Origin of the sequence: Pseudarthrobacter sp. AG30 (assembly GCF_003116525.1) — a bacterium.
Taxonomy (GTDB): domain Bacteria; phylum Actinomycetota; class Actinomycetes; order Actinomycetales; family Micrococcaceae; genus Arthrobacter.
This window is the reverse complement of sequence record NZ_QEHL01000017.1, coordinates 33,036-53,641: the sequence shown is the minus strand read 5'-3', so window position 1 is coordinate 53,641 and position 20,606 is coordinate 33,036. Positions and strand designations below refer to the sequence as shown.

Annotated in this window: 17 protein-coding genes; 6 read left to right on the top strand and 11 right to left on the bottom strand. The window is 67.2% G+C overall.

The annotated features are described in order from the left end of the window. Complete coding sequence (locus DC347_RS14400) at positions 1-1,476, bottom strand: MFS transporter (RefSeq protein ID WP_018762982.1); 1,476 nt, start codon at positions 1,474-1,476, stop codon at positions 1-3. A gap of 279 nt (positions 1,477-1,755) precedes the next feature. Here DC347_RS14400 and DC347_RS14395 point away from each other — a divergent pair, with 279 nt between their 5' ends. After that, complete coding sequence (locus DC347_RS14395; RefSeq protein WP_109863420.1) at positions 1,756-3,165, top strand: MFS transporter; 1,410 nt, start codon at positions 1,756-1,758, stop codon at positions 3,163-3,165. Between the two features lie 56 nt (positions 3,166-3,221). Here DC347_RS14395 and DC347_RS14390 read toward each other — a convergent pair whose 3' ends face one another. From DC347_RS14390 to DC347_RS14365, 6 genes are all read right to left on the bottom strand, one after another. Then, positions 3,222-3,953 carry a glutamine amidotransferase gene (locus tag DC347_RS14390; RefSeq protein WP_109863419.1) on the bottom strand — a complete coding sequence of 244 codons (732 nt, stop codon included), beginning with the start codon at positions 3,951-3,953 and terminating at the stop codon, positions 3,222-3,224. A gap of 78 nt (positions 3,954-4,031) precedes the next feature. Continuing rightward, complete coding sequence (locus tag DC347_RS14385; protein ID WP_109863418.1) at positions 4,032-4,469, bottom strand: nuclear transport factor 2 family protein; 438 nt, start codon at positions 4,467-4,469, stop codon at positions 4,032-4,034. Positions 4,470-4,486: 17 nt separating this feature from the next. Further along, on the bottom strand, positions 4,487-6,298 hold the full coding sequence (locus DC347_RS14380) for a biotin carboxylase N-terminal domain-containing protein (RefSeq protein ID WP_109863417.1): 1,812 nt from the start codon (positions 6,296-6,298) through the stop codon (positions 4,487-4,489). A gap of 129 nt (positions 6,299-6,427) precedes the next feature. Next, positions 6,428-7,072, bottom strand: coding sequence for a nucleoside triphosphate pyrophosphatase (locus tag DC347_RS14375; RefSeq protein WP_018762987.1), 645 nt, complete (start codon positions 7,070-7,072; stop codon positions 6,428-6,430). 9 nt (positions 7,073-7,081) lie between these two features. Then, positions 7,082-9,604, bottom strand: a complete 2,523-nt coding sequence (locus DC347_RS14370) for an MMPL family transporter (RefSeq protein ID WP_109863416.1) — start codon at positions 9,602-9,604, stop codon at positions 7,082-7,084. A gap of 16 nt (positions 9,605-9,620) precedes the next feature. After that, positions 9,621-10,292 (bottom strand): TetR/AcrR family transcriptional regulator, encoded by a 672-nt coding sequence (locus DC347_RS14365; RefSeq protein ID WP_109863415.1) that lies wholly within the window; start codon positions 10,290-10,292, stop codon positions 9,621-9,623. Between the two features lie 175 nt (positions 10,293-10,467). On the opposite strand from DC347_RS14365, the gene DC347_RS14360 reads away from it, so the two are divergent. Continuing rightward, positions 10,468-11,028 carry a hypothetical protein gene (locus DC347_RS14360; RefSeq protein ID WP_018762990.1) on the top strand — a complete coding sequence of 187 codons (561 nt, stop codon included), beginning with the start codon at positions 10,468-10,470 and terminating at the stop codon, positions 11,026-11,028. A gap of 128 nt (positions 11,029-11,156) precedes the next feature. On the opposite strand, the gene DC347_RS14355 is transcribed toward DC347_RS14360, so the two are convergent. From DC347_RS14355 to DC347_RS14340, 4 genes are all read right to left on the bottom strand, one after another. Then, on the bottom strand, positions 11,157-12,596 hold the full coding sequence (locus DC347_RS14355; protein WP_026264930.1) for a dicarboxylate/amino acid:cation symporter: 1,440 nt from the start codon (positions 12,594-12,596) through the stop codon (positions 11,157-11,159). A 250-nt stretch (positions 12,597-12,846) separates the two neighbouring features. Beyond that, positions 12,847-14,532: a DUF885 domain-containing protein gene (locus DC347_RS14350; RefSeq protein ID WP_109863414.1), complete on the bottom strand. Its 1,686-nt coding sequence runs from the start codon at positions 14,530-14,532 to the stop codon at positions 12,847-12,849. Positions 14,533-14,627: 95 nt separating this feature from the next. After that, a complete protein-coding gene (locus tag DC347_RS14345; protein ID WP_043424302.1) occupies positions 14,628-14,855 on the bottom strand; it encodes an acyl-CoA carboxylase epsilon subunit in 228 nt (75 codons plus the stop codon). A gap of 11 nt (positions 14,856-14,866) precedes the next feature. Then, on the bottom strand, positions 14,867-16,450 hold the full coding sequence (locus tag DC347_RS14340) for an acyl-CoA carboxylase subunit beta (protein WP_109863413.1): 1,584 nt from the start codon (positions 16,448-16,450) through the stop codon (positions 14,867-14,869). A gap of 215 nt (positions 16,451-16,665) precedes the next feature. Here DC347_RS14340 and DC347_RS14335 point away from each other — a divergent pair, with 215 nt between their 5' ends. The 4 genes from DC347_RS14335 to DC347_RS14320 all read left to right on the top strand — a co-directional run bounded on the left by DC347_RS14335 (position 16,666) and on the right by DC347_RS14320 (position 20,359). Continuing rightward, positions 16,666-17,553, top strand: a complete 888-nt coding sequence (locus tag DC347_RS14335; protein WP_109863412.1) for an NAD(P)-dependent oxidoreductase — start codon at positions 16,666-16,668, stop codon at positions 17,551-17,553. A gap of 116 nt (positions 17,554-17,669) precedes the next feature. Continuing rightward, on the top strand, positions 17,670-18,578 hold the full coding sequence (locus DC347_RS14330) for a biotin--[acetyl-CoA-carboxylase] ligase (protein WP_018762996.1): 909 nt from the start codon (positions 17,670-17,672) through the stop codon (positions 18,576-18,578). Then, positions 18,571-19,167, top strand: coding sequence for a PH domain-containing protein (locus DC347_RS14325; protein WP_109863411.1), 597 nt, complete (start codon positions 18,571-18,573; stop codon positions 19,165-19,167). The genes DC347_RS14330 and DC347_RS14325 overlap by 8 nt, the downstream gene beginning before the upstream one ends. Then, positions 19,157-20,359, top strand: coding sequence for an adenylate/guanylate cyclase domain-containing protein (locus DC347_RS14320; RefSeq protein ID WP_109863606.1), 1,203 nt, complete (start codon positions 19,157-19,159; stop codon positions 20,357-20,359). The genes DC347_RS14325 and DC347_RS14320 overlap by 11 nt, the downstream gene beginning before the upstream one ends. Positions 20,360-20,606 lie beyond the last annotated feature (247 nt).

Sequence of the window (20,606 nt, the reverse complement as noted above, 5' to 3'; positions counted from 1 at the left end):
TTAGACGTGCCCCATCGCGTTCCGGCCGGCGTTGCGGATGTAGCAGGTCCAGCAGACCACCAGCATGAGGACATACGCGCCGACGAATCCGTAGAAGGCCGGAGTGTAGGAGCCGCTGGCGGTGCTGGAGGCATTCAGCACCTGGGGGATCACGAAGCCCCCGTAGGCTCCGATCGCGGAGATCAGTCCGAGGGCCGAGGACGCCAGGCGCTGGGTGGCAACCGGGTTGGCACCGTTGCGGGCAGCCCGGCTGGAGGTGGCGAAGATGACCGGGATCATCCGGTAGGTGGCGCCGTTGCCGAAGCCGCTGGCGGTGAACAGCATCAGGAAAAGGACCAGGAAGAGCAGGAAGTTCTTCAGCGGGAGGGTCCAAACCATGGTCAGCGTGATCACGGCCATGGAGGCGAAGGCGGCAACGGTCATCCGGGCGCCGCCCATCCGGTCCGCCATGCGTCCGCCGTACGGGCGGGCCAGCGAACCCACCAGGGGGCCCAGGAAGGCCAGGGACAGGGCCACGGTCCCCACTCCGATGGAGGAGAACGCGGGGAAGTAGTCCTTGATGAGCTTGGGGAACACGCCGGCGAAGCCGATGAAGGAGCCAAAGGTGCCGATGTACAGCAGGGCCATGATCCACAGGTGCGGTTCCTTCAGCGCCGCGACCGAGCCGGCCACGTCGCCCTTGGCGCTGGTGAGGTTGTTCATGTACTTGAAGGCGCCGAATGCTGCCAGCAGGATGAACGGGACCCACATCCACCCGGCCATAGGCAGGTTGACGGTGCCGGCTGCGAGGAGGGTGATGACGATCGGGACGGCAAGCTGTGCGACGGCGGCGCCCAGGTTTCCGCCGGCGGCGTTCAGGCCCAGCGCCCAGCCCTTTTCCCTCGCCGGGTAGAAGAACGTGATGTTGGCCATGGAGCTGGCGAAGTTGCCGCCGCCGAAGCCGGCGAGGGCGGCCACCAGGAGCATGACGCCGAACGGCGTGTCCGGGTTGGAGACACACAGCGCCAGTCCGGTGGAGGGGATCAGGAGCAGCAGTGCGGAGACGATGGTCCAGTTCCGTCCGCCGAAGCGGGGGACCATGAACGTGTAGGGAATGCGGAGGGTGGCGCCCACGAGGCTGGGCATCGAGATGAGCCAGAAGATCTCCGAGGTGGAGAAGGTGAAGCCGGCGGCGGGAAGCTGGACCACCACGATGGACCACAGCTGCCACACCACGAAGCCGAGGAACTCGGCGAAGATGGACCAGTTCAGGTTGCGGCGGGCGATGGCGCGGCCGGCGGTTTCCCACTGCTCCTTGTTCTCGGCATCCCAGTTGGCGATCCAGCGGCCGGGGCGGAATTCAAGGGCAGGGGCGTCTGTGGTGCGGGTACGGCCGGGCTGTGCGCTGGCGGATGCGGCAACGGCTGCCGGTCCAGTGGCCTCTTCGAGGTCAAGGGTATTTCCGGCGCCGGCATCAACGGTGCGGTCAACAGTCACGGGTTACCTCCTTCAGGGGATGTTGTTCCTCCAAGGTAGGGACGGCTCGTTTCGCGGACGGACGATGTTTGTTAACGCGCTGTGACTTTTGCCTATCCGGGCCTGTACGCCGGCGTGAGGCCCGGTGTGGAGGCCCGCATGGTGAGACACACAACACGTGTCCGCATGATGGACGATTCGTCCATTGACTGGACGCAGCGAAGTAAGATCGAACTCTAATTATTCGAGCCGGGAGGCGGCCCCGCCTGTGCCCGGCCGGTCTCACGAAAGCGCTTACCTATGTCATTCCCCGATACCACCACGGTGCCCGGTTCGCACCAGCCGGTGAACTCCCGCGGCCGCGTCATCGTGGCGAGCCTGATCGGCACCACCGTGGAGTTCTACGACTTCTACGTCTACGCCACTGCCGCCGTGCTCGTCTTCCCGAAGCTCTTCTTCCCGGGCCAGAACGAGACCACCCAGCTGCTGAGCTCCTTCGCCGTCTTTGGCGTGGCGTTCGTCGCACGTCCACTTGGCTCCATCGTGTTCGGCCACTTCGGTGACAAGTTTGGCCGCAAGGGAACCCTTGTGGCGTCGTTGCTCACCATGGGCATTGCGACCTTCCTGATCGGTTGCCTCCCCACCGCCCTGGTACCGGGCTGGGAATTCTGGGCACCGGCCCTGCTCGTCATCATGCGCTTTGCCCAAGGCCTGGCCCTGGGCGGCGAATGGAGCGGCGCGGCCCTGCTGGCCACGGAAAACGCGCCCGCCAACAAGCGCGCCATCTACGGCACCTTCCCGCAACTGGGCGCCCCCATTGGCTTCATCATCGCCAACGTCATCTTCCTCGTGGCCAGCTACACGCTCTCGCCGGAGGCCTTCGCGGCCTGGGGCTGGCGCGTACCGTTCCTGCTCAGCGCCGTCATGGTCATCCTGGGCCTGTACGTCCGGCTCAAGCTGATCGAAACCCCCGCCTTTACCAAGGTGGTGCAATCCAACGAAGTGGCGAAACTTCCGCTGGGCCGCGTCTTCAAGACCAGCTGGCGCCAGCTGATCCTGGGCACCTTCATCATGCTGGCCACCTACGTGCTCTTCTACCTGATGACCACGTTCACCCTCACCTACGGCACCAAGCCCACGCTGGCCGGTGCGCAGGCGGCCGCCGAAAAGGCAGGAAAGCCCATGACGGAGGCGGCCGCTGCCGCGTTCGTCCCCGGCCTGGGCTACACCCGCAACGACTTCCTCTGGATGCTGATCGCCGGCGTCGTCTTCTTCGGCATCTTCACCCTGGTCTCCGGCCCGCTCGCCGAGAAGTACGGCCGCCGCAAGATGCTGATGGCCGTCACCGCCGGCATCTTCGTGTTCGGCCTGCTGTTCGTCCCGCTGTTCAGCGGCGGGTTCGTGGGCACCATGGGCCTGCTGATCCTTGGTTTCTCCCTGATGGGCCTGACCTTCGGGCCCATGGGGGCGCTGCTGCCGGAACTGTTCCCCACGAACGTCCGCTACACCGGCTCTGCCATCAGCTACAACTTCTCCAGCATCCTGGGCGCAGCCGTGGCGCCGTTCATCGCCGTCGCGCTGTGGGAAGCGGCCAAGGGCAGCCCCGTCCTGGTCGGCGTGTACCTGACGTCCATGGCCGTGCTGACCCTGATCGCGCTGTTCCTCACCCGCGAAACCCGCGACCTTGACTACGAGAACAACGTGGCCTGATTCTCCAACGCCACAATGCCCGGCGAGGCCATCCGGCCCGCCGGGCATTTTCATGCTCAGCGGGCGTAGCGTGCCACGAAGTTCTTCAGGACGGTCATGGGCTCGGTCACGGTGGACCGGCGTGCCGCCGCCATCAGTTCCCCGGCGGATTCCGGCGGGAAGTACCCGGCGTGCCGGTAGATATCGATCCGGGTCACCAGCCCCTCCGCGTCCAGTTCGGGGTGGAACTGGGTGGCGTAGAGGTTTGCCTTGATGCGGAACATGTGGACCGGGCAGGTGGCGGAGCGCGCCAGCAGGACGGCGTGCGCCGGCAGCGACCTGACAGCCTCCTTGTGGCCGGTGAAGCCCGTAAACGTCCGGGGCAGCCCCTGCAGGAGGGGATCCTGCAGCCCCGCCTCCGTCAGTTCGATCTCCACCGCTCCCAGCGGTTCCCCGTAGGTCCGGTCGATCACCGCGCCCTGGTGCGTGCCCAGGGTGCCCACGCCGTAGCAGGCGCCCAGGAACGGAAAGTCGAGCGCCACGAGCTGGTCCAGCAGGCCCGAAAGTTCCCGTTCCACCCGGTGCTGTACTGCGCTCTTGTCCCCGGGCGGGTCGCTGGAGGTGAACGGGCTGCCGCCGACGATCACCCCGGAGTACCGCGAAAGGTCCAGTTCGGGCAGCGGTGCGGCCTCCAGCCTGACCCGGTGAAGTTCGCGCTCTTCCAGTCCGCCGTACCTCAGGTAGGCCGCGTATTCGTCGTCAGCGGCGGCATCCTCGGCGCGGGATGCGAGAAGCAGGAAAGGCAGCATCTGCTAAGTCTGCCTGCTGTTGCCGAGCCCTGCCAGCACCCCGGCCGTCCCGACGGCGAACCGGGTGCGGGGGGCAGGTCAGGCGGCGGGCTGCGTCAGGGAGCGCCGGGACTGGGGCCGGGCGGCGGGGTCCGCGTGCCGGTGCACCAGCTTCCAGTAGCCTTCCTCGCGGCGGAAGATGCTGGTGACGCGCAGGGCGAATTCCTCCGTGGCGGCCGCGGCGTCCAGCCGCGCCCGGAAGTGCTCGGTTTCCACCAGGTAGGCGGTGTCGCGGGCCGTGTAGGAGGTGACGGTGTCGAAGCCCAGCATCTCGCCGTCGCGGAACTGCCGGGCCGCCTGGTCAAGACGGGCCTCCACTTGTGCCCAGCCGCGGGCGATGCCGCCGAACGGGTTGGCCAGGGTCACATCGTCCTGCCGGGAGTACAGGTCCTTGATCGGGGCCGGGTTGCCCCGGGTGATTTCGGGAACCGCCTGGTGGTAGCGGTCCACTTCTTCCTGGAAGCTTGGTGCGAGCATGTCCGGCGCAGCGCTTTCTAGTCTTCGATCGTGGCGATGATGGCGCCGGCGGACACCGTTTCGCCCGCCGTTGCCGTCAGGCCCGTGATGGTGCCGGAACGGTGCGCCGTCAGCGGCTGCTCCATCTTCATGGCCTCCAGGACCACCACCAGGTCGCCCTCGGACACCACGTCACCGTGCGAAACGGCGACCTTCACGATGGTTCCCTGCATGGGGGAAGTGAGGGCATTGCCCGTGGCTGCGGCGGGACCTGCCGAACGTGAGCGCTTCTTGGACTTGCCGGGCTTGCCGGCGGCTGCGGCGGTGCCGGGGGTGCCCAGGGATGCGGGGAGCACCACTTCCAGGCGCTTGCCGCCCACCTCGACGACGACGCGCTGGCGTTCGCCGGCGTCGGCTTCTTCTTCCGTGGCGCCGCTGGGTGTCCAGGCGGGGATGTCGTTGACGAATGCGGTCTCGATCCAGCGGGTATGGACCTTGAACGGGCCCTCCGCGGGAGCGAAGTCGGGGTTGCTGACCACGGCGAGATCAAACGGGATGACGGTGGGAATGCCCTCGACCACCATTTCCTCCAAGGCACGCCGTGAGCGCTGCAGTGCCTGGGTGCGGGTGGCGCCGGTAACGATCAACTTGGAGAGCATCGAGTCGAAGTTGCCGCTGATGACATCGCCCTGCTCCACGCCGGAGTCGATCCGCACGCCGGGCCCGGTGGGGTTCTTCAGGACGCTGATGGTGCCGGGGGAGGGCAGGAAGTTGCGGCCCGGGTCCTCGCCGGTGATGCGGAATTCAAAGGAGTGGCCGCGGACCTCGGGGTCGCCGTAGCCGAGTTCCTCGCCGCGGGCCAGCCGGAACTGCTCGCGGACCAGGTCGATTCCGGTGACTTCCTCGGAGACGCAGTGCTCCACCTGGAGGCGGGTGTTGACCTCAAGGAAGGAAATGGTGCCGTCCTGGCCCACCAGGAACTCGCAGGTCCCCGCGCCCAGGTAACCGGCTTCCTTCAGGATGGCCTTGGAGGATTCGTAGAGCCGCTGGTTCTGTTCCGGGGTGAGGAACGGGGCCGGGGCCTCCTCGACCAGTTTCTGGTTGCGGCGCTGCAGGGAGCAGTCGCGGGTGGAGACCACCACGACGTTGCCGTGTGCGTCGGCGAGGCATTGCGTTTCCACGTGCCGGGGAGCGTCCAGGAAGCGCTCGATGAAGCACTCGCCGCGGCCGAAGGCGGCGGTGGCTTCACGGACGGCGGACTCGAAGAGCTCGGGGATTTCCTCGCGGGTGCGGGCCACCTTGATGCCGCGTCCACCGCCGCCGAAGGCCGCCTTGATGGCCACGGGCAGGCCGAACTTGTCCACGAACTCGAGGATTTCCTCGGCGGATTCCACGGGGTTGGCGGTGCCGGGGACCTGCGGGGCGCCGACCTTCTCGGCGATGTGGCGGGCCTGGACCTTGTCGCCCAGGGCGGAGATGGCCTCTGGGGAGGGGCCGATCCAGGTGATGCCGGCGGCGATGACCTTGGCGGCGAAGTCGGCGTTCTCGGCCAGGAAGCCGTAGCCGGGGTGGATGGCGTCGGCGCCGGACTGGCGTGCGGCGTCAATGATCTTGTCCATCACCAGGTACGACTCGGCGGCCGTGGTGCCACCCAGGGCATAGGCCTCGTCGGCGAGTTTGACGTGCAGGGCGTCCCGGTCGGGGTCGGCGTAGACGGCCACGGAGGCGATGCCTTCGTCCCGGGCCGCACGGATGATGCGGACGGCGATTTCCCCGCGGTTGGCGATCAGCACCTTGGTGAGGGTCGTCGACTGCGTGGGACCTGCGGACTGCTCCAAATTTGCTGACAAGGCGTCTCCTTCTTTCCTTCAGGGAGCCTAGCGCGGTTTTGAGGGTTCCGCCGATATTACTTGCGGAATCCGCGTGTAAACCAGGCTTCCTTTGTAGGGAAGCTACAAGGCGTCCCGAAAATGGAGGACTTACCGCGCGGGCCAGAGATCCGTGATGCGCACATTGGCGGCGGCCAGGAGGCCACGGAGGGTGGAGACGGACAGGCCGACGACGGCGTGCGGGTCGCCGTCGACCTTCCGGATGAAGGCCCCACCCAGGCCGTCGATGGTGAACGAACCGGCGCAGTGCAGCGGCTCGCCGGTGGCGATGTAGGCGTCGATTTCCGCCGGCTCCATGTCCATGAAGGTGACCTCGGCAGAGGCGACCGCCCCGAGCGTGGCGCCCGAACCGCGGCCGCCCGGGCCGTCGTCGTCCGTGTCCCTGCAGTCCACCAGCCAGTGTCCCGTGTGCAGCACCCCCGCGCTGCCGCTCATCCGGAGCATCCGGTCCCGGGCGACGTCGGCCGTGTAGGGCTTGCCGTGCGCCTCGCCGTCGAACTCGAAGACTGAATCGCAGCCCAGTACCAGGGCGCCCTCCGCTTCCGGCAGGGACGCCACGGCCTCGGCCTTGGCCCTGGCGAGCAGCAGCGCGGTGTCATGCGGGTCGGTGACGCCGTACCGCTCCTGGACGGCTTCCTCGTCGACGTCGGACACCAGGACCGTGTGCCGGATGCCGGCCTCGGCCAGGAGCTTGGTGCGGGCGGGGGACTGGGACGCGAGAATCAGGTGGTGCACGGTTCCAGCCTAGTGGACCAGTTCGCCCGGGGTGGGGGCGGCCTGCCCGCGGTTGAGCTTGGCCCCTTCGACGTCCACGTCCGGCAGGATCCGGTCCAGCCAGCGCGGCAGCCACCAGGACTTGGCGCCCAGCAGGTACATCACGGCCGGGACAATGATCATGCGGACCACGAAGGCGTCGAACAGGACGCCGAAGGCCATGGCAAAGCCCAGTGGGCGGACCATGGTGAGGTGGCTGAAGATGAAGCCGGAGAACACGCTGACCATGATGATCGCGGCGGCCGTGACCACGGCGGCTGCGTGCCGGAAGCCCACCCGGACAGCTTCCTTGGCTTCGGAGCCGTGCATGTACGCCTCGCGCATGCCGGAGGCGATGAACACCTGGTAGTCCATGGCCAGGCCGAACAACACGCCGATCAGGATGATGGGCAGGAAGCTGAGCACGGCTCCCGGGTTGGCGACGTCGAAGACGCTGCCCAGCCAGCCCCACTGGTACACCGCCACCACCGCGCCGAAGGCCGCGGACAGGGACAGCAGGAAGCCGCCGGTGGCCAGCAGCGGGACAACGATGGAGCGGAAGACCAGCAACAGCAGGATCAGGGAAAGCCCGACGACGATCGCCAGGTACGGCGGCAGGGCGGCCCCGAGCTTGGTGGAGACATCCACGTTGCCGGCCGTCTGCCCGGTCAGGCCCATGGCCACGCCGTAGTCCGACTGGATTTCGCCGTTGAGTCCGCGCAGTTCGGCGACCACCTTGACGGTGCTCGCGCTGGCGGGGCCTTCCTTGGGGATGACCTGGAACACGGCGGTCCGGCGGTCATCGCTGAGGGCTACCGGCACGGCGGCCACCACGTTGTCAACGGCGCGAAGCTTGTCCGCGATGTCGTACTGCAGCTTCTGTGCCTGGGCCGCGTCGAGGTTCGCCGGGAATTCGCCCACTGCCACGATCGGACCTGTCACGCCCTCGCCGAAGCTGCGCGCCGTCAGGTCGTAGGCCTGGTATGCCTCCGAGTCGACGGGCTCGGAGCCGCCGTCCGGCAGGGCCAGCTGCAGTTGCGTGGCCGGCAGCGCCAGGGTGCCGAGCACCAGGACGCCGGCCACCAGTGCCACCCACGGGTGCCGGGTGACGAGTCCGCCCCAGCCGCGGGTGCTGCGCTGGCGGTCGGTGGCGAGGTCCGCGGCTTCATGGCCCGGCTCGGCGTTGTGCGCCTCGGCCTTGGCCCACGCCCGCCGGGAGATGATGCGGCGGCCGATCAGGGACAGCATGGCGGGGGTCAGCGTGATGGCCACGAGCACGGCCACGGCTACGGTCCCTGCTGCGGCAAGGCCCATGACGGTGAGGAACGGCAGCCCGGGGACCACCAGGGCGGCCAGGGCGATGATCACGGTGAGGCCGGCGAAGACCACCGCGTTGCCCGAGGTGCCGTTGGCCCGGGCCACCGATTCCTCGGCGTCCATCCCGGCGAGGAGCTGGGTCCGGTGCCGATTGACGATGAACAGCGAGTAGTCGATGCCGACGGCGAGGCCGAGCATGAGGGCCAGCATGGGGGAGATGGAGCTCATGTCGAACAGGCCGGAGAGTGCGAAGGTGATGCCGACGCCAACTCCGACGCCGATGATGGCCATCAGCAGCGGGAGGCCGGCGGCGATCAGGGTACCCAGCATGAGGATCAGGACCAGCGCGGCGACGGCGATGCCCACGATCTCCGCCGTGCCGAACAGGGCCGAGATGTCCTCCGTAATCTCCTTGCTGGCCAGTGCCGTGACGCCGGCTGAGGACGTTTCATGGGCGATGTCCTGGACCTGTTTCCGGACCGCCGGGGAGAGCCCGTTGATGGAGGTGTTGAACTGGACCTGGGCTACGGCGGCCTGGTTGTCCTCCGAGACAAAGCGGATGGCGGAGGCCGCCTGGGCCTGGCGTTTGCCGAGCTCCAGCTTGGCCTTGCTGGCCTCCAGGTCCCGGGTTCCGGCGTCGAGCTTGGCCTGGCCTGCTGCCAGTGCCGCCTTCTGCTGGCCCAGTTGCGCGTCGATCACCGCAGCCGGTGCCCCTGCGGCCGTGAGCTGCTGCTCGGCCGCGGCCAGCTGGGCCTTGCCTGCCTCCAGCTGTGCCCGTGAGGAGTCCAGCTGGGCCTGGCCGGCGGCCAATTGCTGTTCACCGTCGGTGATCGCCTTGGCTGCCTGGTCCACCTGGGCCTGGGTGGCGAACGGGTCAACCGTGCCGCGGACCTCGGGCAGGGCCTGGAGCTTCTTCAGCGCGTCCGTGACGGCTGCGCGGCCCTGGTCCGTGAACCCGCCGGGCGGGGCTTCGAATACGATCGTGGCGCTGCCGCCGGAAGCCGACGGCAGGTCCTGCTTGAGCTTGTCAGCGATCCGCTGGGTCTCTGTGCCCGGGATCTGGAAGTTGTTGGACAAGGTGCCGTGGAACGCTGCGGCCGAGCCGCCAACGGCCACCAGCACGGCGAGCCACAAGGAGATGACAAGCCAGCGCCGGCGGTAGGAGAACTTGCCAAGGCGGTAGAGGAGGAGTGCCATGCGGGAACCGATCTGATCAGGAGGAGCGGACAGCGGAAGGTGAAGCAGGGGGAGCGAAGCCTGTGCCCAGCAGGGCAATCGAATCAATTAACAGTTGGCGCAGCTCGGTCAGGGACCCTGTTGTGAGGTCGGGGCCGCGCCGGCTGAACCAGACCTCCATGGCAGCTTTGCCGCAGGAGATGATGGAGCCGGCCAAGGCATGGACATAGAGTTCGTCCTGCCCGCCCGGGGTGCCGGCGAGGCGCTCGCGGGCGACGGCGAAGACCTGCGCCCGGCAGTGGTCCCATGCCTCCAGTTCGGAGTGGGCCATCAGGGGGCTTTGCTGGGTCAGGGTAAACAGTTCCGCCAGTGGAGCGACGGCCTCGGGATCGGCCAGGGCCGACAGGGCTGCCTGGGCCGATTCGAGCATGGGCTCCTCTGCCGGGCGGAGCCGGAACTGTTGGATGGCAGTGTCCAGGAAGCCGTGCACGATGGACGCCAGCGCGGCGTCGGTGCTGCTGAAGTAGTTGAAGAAGGTGCGGCGCGAGATCCCGGCGGCGTCGGCAATATCCTCCACTGTGAAGTTTCCCGGACCTTTTGTGCGCAGCAGTTCCAGGGCGGCGTCCGTGATGGCCTGCCTGGTGGCTGCCTTGTTCAGTTCCCTCCGTGATGGGGGTGCCTGCTGGTCGTGGGGGGAGGTGTTCGGCACAGGATTACACTACGTGCAACTTTGCACTACATGCAAGTATTTTTCACGTGCATTCACAGGAGATCGAAAGGTTCCCAACAGCCTTTCCTGAAGCTCGCGGTGGATGCTTGGTGTGTCTCAGTGAGAGAGGCATAAACCTACAGCCGTCGCAGGACGGCGAATCAGGAGACGGAAGATGTCACGTACCAAGAAGATGACCCTGGGCCTGTCAGCGGCTGCGCTGGTCCTCGGCGCCGGGATCGGGGTGGCCGGCATGGCCTCCGCAACCACCACGACACCCGCGCCCGCGCCCAGCGCGAGCTCAAGCGCCCCGGCTGACTCAGGTAATGGCGGGGCCCCCGACGGCATGGGCCGGCATGGTGGCCGTGGCGGACACGGCGAGGACCGGGCTGCTGCGCTGGCCGCGAAGCTCGGCGTGGACCAAACCAAAGTCCAGGACGCGCTGAAGGCCTTCCGCGATGCCAACAAGCCCACTGCCCCGGCCGAGGGGCAGAAACCGGACCCGGCCGCCAGGGAAGCGGCGCTGGCGAAGTCGCTGGCCGGCGCGTTGGGCATCGACGAAGCGAAGGTGACGGCGGCCCTCCAGGAGATCCGCAGCGATGAGCAGTCTGAGCACGCTGCTGAGCTCAAGACCCGCCTGGACAAGGCTGTGACGGACGGGAAGCTGACGCAGGCTGAAGCCGATGCCGTGACCAAGGCGGTCCAGAATGGTGTGATCGGTGGCGGCGGGCGCTGACTGATTCCTCCGGTCGGGCGGGCCTGCGTTTCCCTTGGCCGGTGGACGCCCCGGGCAGTAGGAAGCCCTTAACGGCATGAAGTCCCCCGGGAAGTTTTCCCGGGGGACTTCATGCTGTGCGGCTGCCCTTACGCCTTGGCGTCCTGCAGCTCGCGCGGTGCCGTGTCGGCAGTGGTGCCGTCGGTGGGCTCACCGGCTGCGGTTTCGTGGTCGTCCACGAACGGGGTGCCGTTGCGCGGTGCGTTGTACAGCGACTCGTCGAGGATGCCCTGGCGCTTGGCCACGATGGTGGGAACCAGCGCCTGGCCCGCCACGTTCACCGCGGTCCGGCCCATGTCCAGGATGGGGTCGATGGCGAGGAGGAGTCCGACGCCGGCCAGCGGGAGTCCCAGCGTGGAGAGCGTCAGCGTGAGCATCACTACGGCGCCGGTGGTGCCTGCAGTCGCTGCGGAACCCAGCACGGAGACCAGGGCGATCAGCACGTACTGGCTGAAGTCCAGGTGGATGCCGAAGAACTGTGCCACGAAGATCGCGGAAACGGCCGGGTAGATGGCGGCGCAGCCGTCCATCTTGGTGGTGGCGCCCAGCGGCACTGCGAAGGAAGCGTAGGCCCGGGGGACGCCAAGGCTGCGTTCGGTGACGCGCTGGGTCAGCGGCAGGGTACCCACCGAGGAGCGGGACACGAAGGCCAGCTGCACGGCCGGCCATACACCGGAGAAGTACTGCTTGATGGACAGGCCGTGGCTGCGGACCAGGATGGGGTAGACCACGAACAGGACCAGGGCCAGGCCCACGTAGATCGCGACGGCGAATTTGCCCAGGGAACCGATGGTGTCCCAGCCGTAGACTGCGACGGCGTTGCCGATCAGGCCGATGGTGCCAAGCGGGGCGATGCGGATGATCCACCACAGCACCTTCTGGATGACGGCAAGGGCCGAAGCGTTCAGGTTCAGGAAGGGTTCAGCGGCCTTGCCCACCTTGAGGGCCGCAACGCCCACGGCGATCGCGATCACCAGGATTTGGAGGACATTGAAGCTGACCGACGTGGTGACTGCGCCGGAGTCGGCAACCGTGGAGCTGGCGCCGAGGCCGAGGAAGTTCTTCGGGAAGAGGCCCACGAGGAATGCCCACCAGTCACCGGATTTGCCGGTGTATTTGGCTTCCTCGGTGATGCCGGTGTTGGCGCCGGGCTGCAGCAGCACGCCCAGGCCGATGCCGATCAGCACGGCGATCAGGGACGTGATGGCGAACCACAGGAGCGTGTTCCATGCCAGCCTTGCCGCGTTGGATACCTGGCGCAGGTTGGAGATGGAGCTGACGACGGCGGTGAAGATCAGCGGAACCACGGCGGTCTGCAGCAGCGAGACGTAGCTCGAGCCGATGGTCTGCAGCGTGGCGCCGAGGGCGTTCGGGTTGGTCTTGGTGCTGCCGGTGTACTTGGCGAGCAGGCCGAGGCCCAAGCCCACGATGAGGGCGGCGATGATCTGGAAGCCGAAGGAGGAAGCCCACTTGGGCAACTGGAATCCGGTCTTCCCCGCGGAGGATGGGGTGCTTGTCTGAGTGGTCACCAGAACAAGCTAGACCTGCACCGCATACCACGTCGAAAGAATATTGAGAAATATTACGCGGCAACAATTGTGCTATGCGCTGGAAACACCCGTGAACACAAGGCAGGCAGCGGTATTTGTTACTTATTCCCACGATGGGTGTGCTTAATGTCTCCCGCGGAGGCAGCAAGGGCCCATCCGGCAGCGCGTGTCAAAGCGAGGAACGAGCAGCGCGCAGAGGATGGGCCCCTTGGGGCCGCGCAGTTCAGGGTCAAGACAAGAGCGCCCGGCGGAGGGTGTCCAGTCCTATGGAGCCGATGTTGAGGGCCTTGGTGTGGAACTCCTTGAGGTCGAACCCTGGGCGGGCTTCGAGCTCGGCGCGGATTTGTTCCCAGAGCCGCTGGCCCACCTTGTAGGAGGGTGCCTGGCCGGGCCAGCCAAGGTAGCGGGTGAACTCGAAGTTGAGCTGGCCCTCACTGATGGGGAGGTTTTCCTTGAGGAAGCCGTAGCCCGTCTCTGCTGTCCAGGTGCCGGATCCCCAGCGCCCGGGCATGTCCAGTTCGAGGTGGACGCCGATGTCGAAGACGACGCGGGCAGCCCGCATGCGCTGCATGTCCAGCATTCCCAGGTGGTCGCCGGGATCCGTGAGGTAGCCCAGCTCCTGCATCAGCTTCTCGGTATAGAGGGCCCAGCCTTCGCCGTGCCCGGAGGTCCAGCAGACGTTGCGCCGCCAGTTGTTGAGCAGTTCGCGGCGGTAGGTGGCAGTGGCTACCTGGAGGTGGTGGCCGGGGACGCCCTCGTGGTAAACGGTGGTGGTCTCGGCCCAGGTGGTGAAGGTGTCCTCGCCGGCCGGGACGGACCACCACATGCGGCCGGGGCGGCTGAAGTCATCTGACGGGCCGGTGTAGTAGATGCCGCCCTCGTCCGTGGGGGCGATCCGGCATTCGAGGGTCTTCATGGCGTCGGGGATGTCGAAGTGGACGCCGGCGAGCCCGGCCATGGCCTTGTCCGAGAGGTCCTGCATCCAGGCCTGCAGGGCATCGGTCCCCTTGAGCTGCCGGGCGGGATCGTTGTTGAGGATGTCCTTGGCCTCCGCGATGGTGGCGCCGGGCTTGATGCTGTCGGCGACGCGTTCCTGTTCGGCGATGAGGCGGTCCAGTTCCTGGACGCCCCAGGCGTAGGTTTCTTCCAGGTCCACTTCGGCGCCGAGGAAGGAACGTGAGGCAAGTGCGTACCGTGCCCTGCCCACGGCGTCCTTTTCGGGTGCTGCCGGGAGCAGTTCGGTGCGCAGGAACTCTGCCAGCCCCACGTAGGCGCTCCGGGCCGCGCCGGTTCCGGCGTCGAGCTTTTCCTGGAGCGGCGCGGGCAGGGGGCCGCCGGCGGTGGCTGCACCGGCGGCCAGCTTGGCGAAGAATCCGTCGTCGGCGGCGTACTTGGTGACCTGTTCAATGACGATCCGGACCTGCCTCGCGGCGGCCACTTTGCCGGCGTCCCTGGCGACGCGGAGGGATTCGATGTAGCCGCTGATGGCCGCCGGCACGTTGCCGGCGCGGCCCGCGATGTGCTCCCAGTCCTGCGCGGTGGCGGTGGGCATGAGGTCGAAGATGGCCCGGATGTCCTGGGCGGGGGAGGCGATGTTGTTGAGCTCGGCATACTCCCAGCCGGAGGCGTGGATCAGCAGTTGCAGCCCGAGCCGCTCCCGCATCGCGTCCAGGGTGACGGCGTCGACGTCGTCTTCCGGCTGCAGGCCCTCCAGTGCGGCCAGCGCGTCTCGCGCGGCCTCGGCGAAACCTGCGATGCCGGCAGGAGAGAAGTCCTGGTATTCCGTCTCGTGGCCCGGCAGGCCGAGAGTCGTGGCGAAGGTCGGGTTGAGCCTGATGAGGGTGTCGGTGTAGTCATCGGCGACGGCGTCGATGCGGGTATGCGGGCGCGCGGCGGGTGCAGTGTCTGTAGTCACATTCCGAGACTACCCGGCCGGGCGGACAGGGCGGGCCCACGCGGCCGCGGGTTCCCTGGCCGAGCGAAGCGAGGTGAGGGAGGCGCTGGGGAGCGTCAGCCGTGGCTGCGCTTCCACGCGCCGGGGCCGGGCGACGGCGCGAGCCGCAACTGCTGCCGGCGCACCCAGTGCCGCACGCTGGGTGCGGCAGGCTTGGCAGGCGCCGGGCCGCCGAGGGTCAGGACGACGGCGGCCAGCGCGGCGAGTTCCTCGGCGTTCGGTTGTCCTTTGACGACAGAGAACAGCGGCGCGGTCGGGGTTTCGGCAGGCTCAACCACCGGCATCTGGTCAGGCGTCACAGCGGGATGTTCCCATGCTTCTTGGCCGGGAGGCTGGCGCGTTTGTCGCGCAGTGCCCGCAGTCCCTTGATGATCTGGACCCGGGTGTCGGAGGGGGCGATCACGGCGTCCACGTAGCCCAGCTCTGCCGCCTGGTAGGGGTTGAGGAGTTCTTCCTCATACTGGCGGATGACCTCGGCGCGGCGCGCTTCGACGTCCCCGCCGTTTTCCGCAACGGCGGCAAGGTCGCGGCGGTAGAGGATGTTGACGGCACCCTGGGCGCCCATGACGCCGATTTGCGCGGTGGGCCATGCAAGGTTCAGGTCGGCGCCGAGCTTCTTGGAGCCCATCACGATGTAGGCGCCGCCGTAGGCCTTGCGCGTAATCACCGTGAGCTTGGGGACGGTCGCCTCGGCGTAGGCGTAGAGGAGCTTGGCGCCGCGGCGGATGATCCCCTGGAACTCCTGGTCCTTGCCCGGAAGGAAGCCGGGAACGTCCACCAGGGTGATGATGGGAATGTTGAAGGCGTCGCAGTGGCGCACGAACCGGGCCGCCTTTTCGGAGGCGGCGATGTCCAGGGTGCCGGCGAACTGGAGCGGCTGGTTGGCCACGATGCCCACCGTGTGGCCCTCGACGCGGCCGTAGCCGATCATCACGTTGGGGGCGTACAGGGCCTGCATCTCCAGGAAGTGCCCGTCGTCCACGATCTGTTCGACGACGGCCCGCATGTCGTAGGGCTGGTTGGCGGAATCCGGAACCAGCGCATCCAGGGCGAGGTCGTCGTCGTCGACCTCCAACTCCTGCTGGTGTCCCAGCACGGGTGCCTCGGACAGGTTGTTGGAGGGCAGGAAGTCCAGCAGTTCGCGCACGAACTCGATGGCTTCGGTTTCGTCGGAGGCCAGGTAGGTGGACGTTCCTGTGGTGGCGTTGTGCTGCCGGGCACCGCCCAGCGTTTCCATGTCCACGTCCTCCCCGGTGACGGTCTTGATGACGTCCGGGCCGGTGATGAACATATGGGACGTCTTGTCCACCATCACCACATAGTCGGTGAGGGCGGGGGAGTAGGCGGCACCGCCGGCGGAGGGGCCCATGATGAGCGAGATCTGCGGCACGACGCCTGAGGCGTGCACGTTGTTGCGGAAGATGTCCGCGAACATGGCAAGGGATGCCACGCCTTCCTGGATGCGTGCGCCGCCGCCGTCCAGGATCCCCACCACGGGGCAGCCGTTGCGGAGGGCAAATTCCTGGACCTTGACGATCTTTTCGCCGTTGACCTGGCTCAGCGAGCCGCCGTAGACGCTGAAGTCCTGGCTGTAGACGGCCACCAGCCGGCCGTCCACGGTGCCGTAGCCAGAGACCAGGCCGTCGCCCAGCGGTTTCTTCTTTTCCATGCCGAATGCCGTGGAGCGGTGCACGGCGAGGGCATCGAATTCAACAAACGAGTCTTCGTCCAGCAGCAGCTCGATGCGTTCGCGGGCCGTGTTCTTGCCGCGGGCATGCTGCTTTTCGATGGCCTCGGGGCCGGAGGGCTGTGCGGCACGCGCCTGGCGGTCGCGGAAATCTGCGATCTTTCCCGCTGTCGTTGTCAGATCGTGGCTCATCAAGTGTCTCCGGCTCTGTAGCAAGTCAGTTCTGTTGGCAGTCGGTCCGCATTCGCAGGAGCTTTAAGTAGCATCCACACAAAAGAAGGACCCTGGTGGCAAGTCTAATGACGGTTTGTGCACCCGCAGCTGTAGGGAACCTACAATTTTCTGCGGTTCCAGCACCCTCTCCGTTATGTTACCCGCCAGTAACTTAGTTGGGCTACAGTGTTTCCATGACTTCAAGCGACGAGGCTTTGCAGGCACCCCGGAGCCCCTACCGGGCAGCCGGTTCCCTGGCAGGACGCACCATCCTCATCTCCGGCGGAAGCCGCGGAATCGGCCTGGCCATCGCCAAGAGGGCGGCCCGGGACGGCGCCAATATCGTGCTCCTGGCCAAGACCGGCACGCCCCACCCCAAACTGGCGGGCACGGTCTTTACCGCCGCCGAAGAACTGGTGGAGGCCGGCGGCCAGGCGCTGCCCCTGGTGGGCGACGTCCGCCGGGACGAGGACGTGGCCGGAGCCGTCGCTGCCGCCACGGAGCGCTTCGGCGGCATCGACGTCGTCATCAACAACGCCTCTGCCATCGACCTGTCCACCACGGACGCCGTCGACATGAAAAAGTACGACCTCATGCAGGACATCAACGTCCGCGGTACCTTCCTGCTCTCCAAGCTGGCGCTCCCCGCGCTCCGGGCCTCGGCGCACGGGCACATCCTGACGCTGTCCCCGCCGCTGAACCTCCACCCCTCATGGGCGGGAAAGCACCTCGCCTACACCATGGCCAAGTACGGGATGAGCCTGACCACGCTGGGCCTGGCCGAGGAATTGAAGGCCGACGGTGTCCGGGTGAACTCGCTCTGGCCGTGCACCCTGATCGACACGGCCGCCATCCGCAACATGCCCCACGGCTCGACGATGGTGCTGGCCGCGCGGGGCCCGCAGATCATGGCCGATGCCGCCCACGCCGTCCTGACCGGAAGCCACCTTGCCGCCGGAGACGCGGAATCGGGCAACTTCTACACGGACGAGCAGGTCCTGGCGGGCGCCGGCGTCGCTGATTTCCGGCCCTACAGCCTCGGTGCGGCCGAGGACCAACTGGTTCCGGACATCTTCCTCTAGGCCGGTGGTTCCGCCCGGACCGCCCGGCCACCTCCCTGTTGTTGCGGGTGGTGGACGGCCCCGGGAGGAATCCGTGCTGATGGGTAGTCTCCAGCTTCGCTCGGTAGGATTCAGGTATGGATGACACGCACGTACCGGGCACCCCCCTGAACCGAGTGGACCTGGCCGACCAGCGTTTCCTCTCCGCCACAGGCATTTCCCGGATCGACGTCGTGGACTCGACGGGCTCCACCAACGCTGACCTTCTTCGTGCCGTCACGGTGGACCCTTCGGCCTGGCCGGACCTTTCAGTCCTGACGGCCGAATACCAGACCGCCGCCAGGGGCCGGCTGGACAGGCGCTGGGAAGCGCCGCCGCTGAGCTCGGTGTCCGTCTCCGTGGTGCTGCGTCCCGTCAACGCGGAGGGCCGGCCGCTCCCCACCCAGAGCTACTCCTGGTTGTCCCTCATCGCCGCCCTCGCACTGCGCGAGACGCTGCTGGATACCGCCGGCATCCCGGCCGAGCTCAAATGGCCCAACGACGTCCTGGTGCGCGGCCGGAAGATCGCCGGCATCCTGGCCCAGCTTGGTCCGATGGCTGACGGCAAGGTGCCCGCGGTGGTCCTGGGCACCGGCCTGAACGTCACCCTCCGCGAACGCGAACTCCCGGTCCCCACCGCAACATCGGTGGCACTTGAAGGCGCCCGGACCACCGACCGCACCGTCCTGCTCAAGAGCTACCTCACCCACTTCGCCACCTTGTACCGCAGTTTCTGCAACGCCGACGGCGACCCCACGGCCGGGATGGCCGGCGGCCCTTCCCTGCACAAGCGGATAGAGGCGGTGATGGTCACGCTGGGCAAGCAGGTTCGTGCACAGCTGCCCGGCGACCACGAGATCATTGGACACGCTTCCCGGCTGGATGACTACGGCTCCCTGCTGGTGGTGGACCGCGATGGGCGGGAGCATGTGGTGACGGCCGGCGACGTGGTGCACCTGAGGCCGTGGACAGCACCGGAAGACTCCGGCCAAGGCGGTTATGCGTAAGAGCCTCCTTCCCGGGGAACAAGTCATCGTCACCACCCGCCCGCAGCCCAGGAAGCTCGCCGGTGCCGCCGCAGCCTTCGTGCTCGCCCCCGCGCTGGCAGCCTTTGCCAGCGCCTGGATCATCCGCGGCGGCGCTGCCCGGGTGGCGCCGGTCCTGAACCGGCAATCGACATCATGGCTCGTGGCCGGCTGCGTCCTTGCTGTCGCCGCCGTGTGGCTGGGCTACTGCCTGCCGCGGCTCCTCCGCTGGCAAGGAACCCGGTACACCCTGACCAGCCAGCGGATGGTGGCCCGGTACGGCATGCTGAACAGGCGTGACCAACAAGTGAACCTGGTATCCGTGCGTAACCTGACCGTCCATGAATCGCTCCTTCAGCGGTTGGTGCGCTCCGGGAATATATCCTTGGAAACCGGGTACCAGGGCGTGGTGACCTTTCCGGACGTGCCCGAGGTTGCCCGGTTCCGCGACTTTATCCTCGACGCCATCGGGGAACTGCCGGACCAGGCCGATGCCCTGCCGGATGCGACGTTTTATCCCGCCGGTGCTTTTCCGGAGGACATGAGAGAAGGTGGACGGGATGACCGATGAGGACCAGCAGGAACGCGTCAACAGCATCGATCCCGGCATCGGTGCCACCGACACCGCTGCCGCCGTTGACGCGGCCGCGCCCGGCACCTCCGCGCCCGGCACCTCCGCTCCCGACACCGGCGCAGACAGGCACCCGCCCACCGGTGCCATGTCCGCCGAGCGCCTCGCCATGAAGGCCCTGGAAGCACGGCTCCTTGGCGGGGAACGCAAGCTCCGTCGTCGTGAAGTGGCCGCCGGCGCCGGTCTTTCCCTACTCTCCGCCCGCAAACTTTGGCGCGCCCTTGGCTTCCCGAACTTTGGCGACGAAGACGTTGCCTTCACCGAACGCGACCAGGCGGCTCTGTCCACCGTGGTGGACCTGGTCCGCGCCGGCAAACTCACCGAGGAAGCGGCGATTTCAGTCACCCGGGCAATCGGCCAAATGACGGATCGCATGGTCGTGTGGCAGATCGAGGCCCTGGTGGAGGACATGGTCCACGAGCAGGGCGTCACGGACGCCGTGGCCCGCAAGCGCCTGGTCAACGAACTTCCCGCCCTCGTGGATGCGCTTGAGGAAGTGCTGGTGTACTCCTGGCGCCGCCAGCTCAACGCAGGCGTCCAGCGGCTCGCAGTCCGCGCCGAGGCGGGCCTCCAGGCCAGCGAAGAAGGCCGGGAAGGCGACGAAGACGATGCGCCGTTGCCCTTGGCACGCGCGGTTGGTTTCGCCGACCTGGTGTCCTACACCAGCCTGTCCCGGCGGATGAACGAAAAAACCCTGGCCCGCCTGGTGCAGCGGTTCGAAAACAAATGCGCTGAAATCATTTCGGTAGGCGGTGGCAGGCTGGTCAAGACCGTGGGCGACGAAGTTCTGTACATCGCCGAAACACCCGCCGCAGGTGCCGAGATCTCCCTGGCGCTCGCCGAAGCCTTCACCGCAGACGAAATCCTCCCCGAAGCCCGGGTGGCCATGGTCTGGGGCAGGATCCTCTCCCGCCTCGGTGACATCTACGGCCCCACCGTCAACCTGGCAGCCAGGCTGACCACGCTCGCGGACCCGGGGACCGTGCTGGTGGACTCGATGACCGCCTCCGCCCTGGAGCACGACGAGCGGTTCGTCATGATTCCCCAGGACCCGGAAAATGTCCGCGGTTTCGGCGAAATCAAACCCGTCCGCCTCACGCGCGGACGCGGCAAGGGCCTGGTCCTGGACTAGGGGCGCCACCCGGCGACGGGTGACCCGGGGCTGCCCGAAAACAATTTGTCCACTTGTTGGCGGATAGCGGTATGGTTGTGATGCCCGGGGTCCTGTGCCACCGGCTGCCGGCAGGGGCAGAGAGCTATCGGGGGATAACACTTCATGGAACGTCGCGACCAATCGCGCGCTGAAAACCCTGGTTTTGCCATGCCCTCGAAACGCCGGCTGCTGCGCTCGCGGTGGTCCGCCGGGGCTGCGTTTGGTG

Excerpts from the sequence above, each read along its gene's own strand:
- DC347_RS14395 (WP_109863420.1), top strand. The coding sequence starts at position 1,756 with ATGTCATTCCCCGATACCACCACGGTGCCCGGTTCGCACCAGCCGGTG.
- DC347_RS14390 (WP_109863419.1), bottom strand. The coding sequence starts at position 3,953 with ATGCTGCCTTTCCTGCTTCTCGCATCCCGCGCCGAGGATGCCGCCGCT.
- DC347_RS14385 (WP_109863418.1), bottom strand. The coding sequence starts at position 4,469 with ATGCTCGCACCAAGCTTCCAGGAAGAAGTGGACCGCTACCACCAGGCG.
- DC347_RS14370 (WP_109863416.1), bottom strand. The coding sequence starts at position 9,604 with ATGGCACTCCTCCTCTACCGCCTTGGCAAGTTCTCCTACCGCCGGCGC.
- DC347_RS14360 (WP_018762990.1), top strand. The coding sequence starts at position 10,468 with ATGTCACGTACCAAGAAGATGACCCTGGGCCTGTCAGCGGCTGCGCTG.
- DC347_RS14345 (WP_043424302.1), bottom strand. The coding sequence starts at position 14,855 with ATGCCGGTGGTTGAGCCTGCCGAAACCCCGACCGCGCCGCTGTTCTCT.
- DC347_RS14340 (WP_109863413.1), bottom strand. The coding sequence starts at position 16,450 with ATGAGCCACGATCTGACAACGACAGCGGGAAAGATCGCAGATTTCCGC.
- DC347_RS14335 (WP_109863412.1), top strand. The coding sequence starts at position 16,666 with ATGACTTCAAGCGACGAGGCTTTGCAGGCACCCCGGAGCCCCTACCGG.
- DC347_RS14330 (WP_018762996.1), top strand. The coding sequence starts at position 17,670 with ATGGATGACACGCACGTACCGGGCACCCCCCTGAACCGAGTGGACCTG.
- DC347_RS14325 (WP_109863411.1), top strand. The coding sequence starts at position 18,571 with ATGCGTAAGAGCCTCCTTCCCGGGGAACAAGTCATCGTCACCACCCGC.
- DC347_RS14320 (WP_109863606.1), top strand. The coding sequence starts at position 19,157 with ATGACCGATGAGGACCAGCAGGAACGCGTCAACAGCATCGATCCCGGC.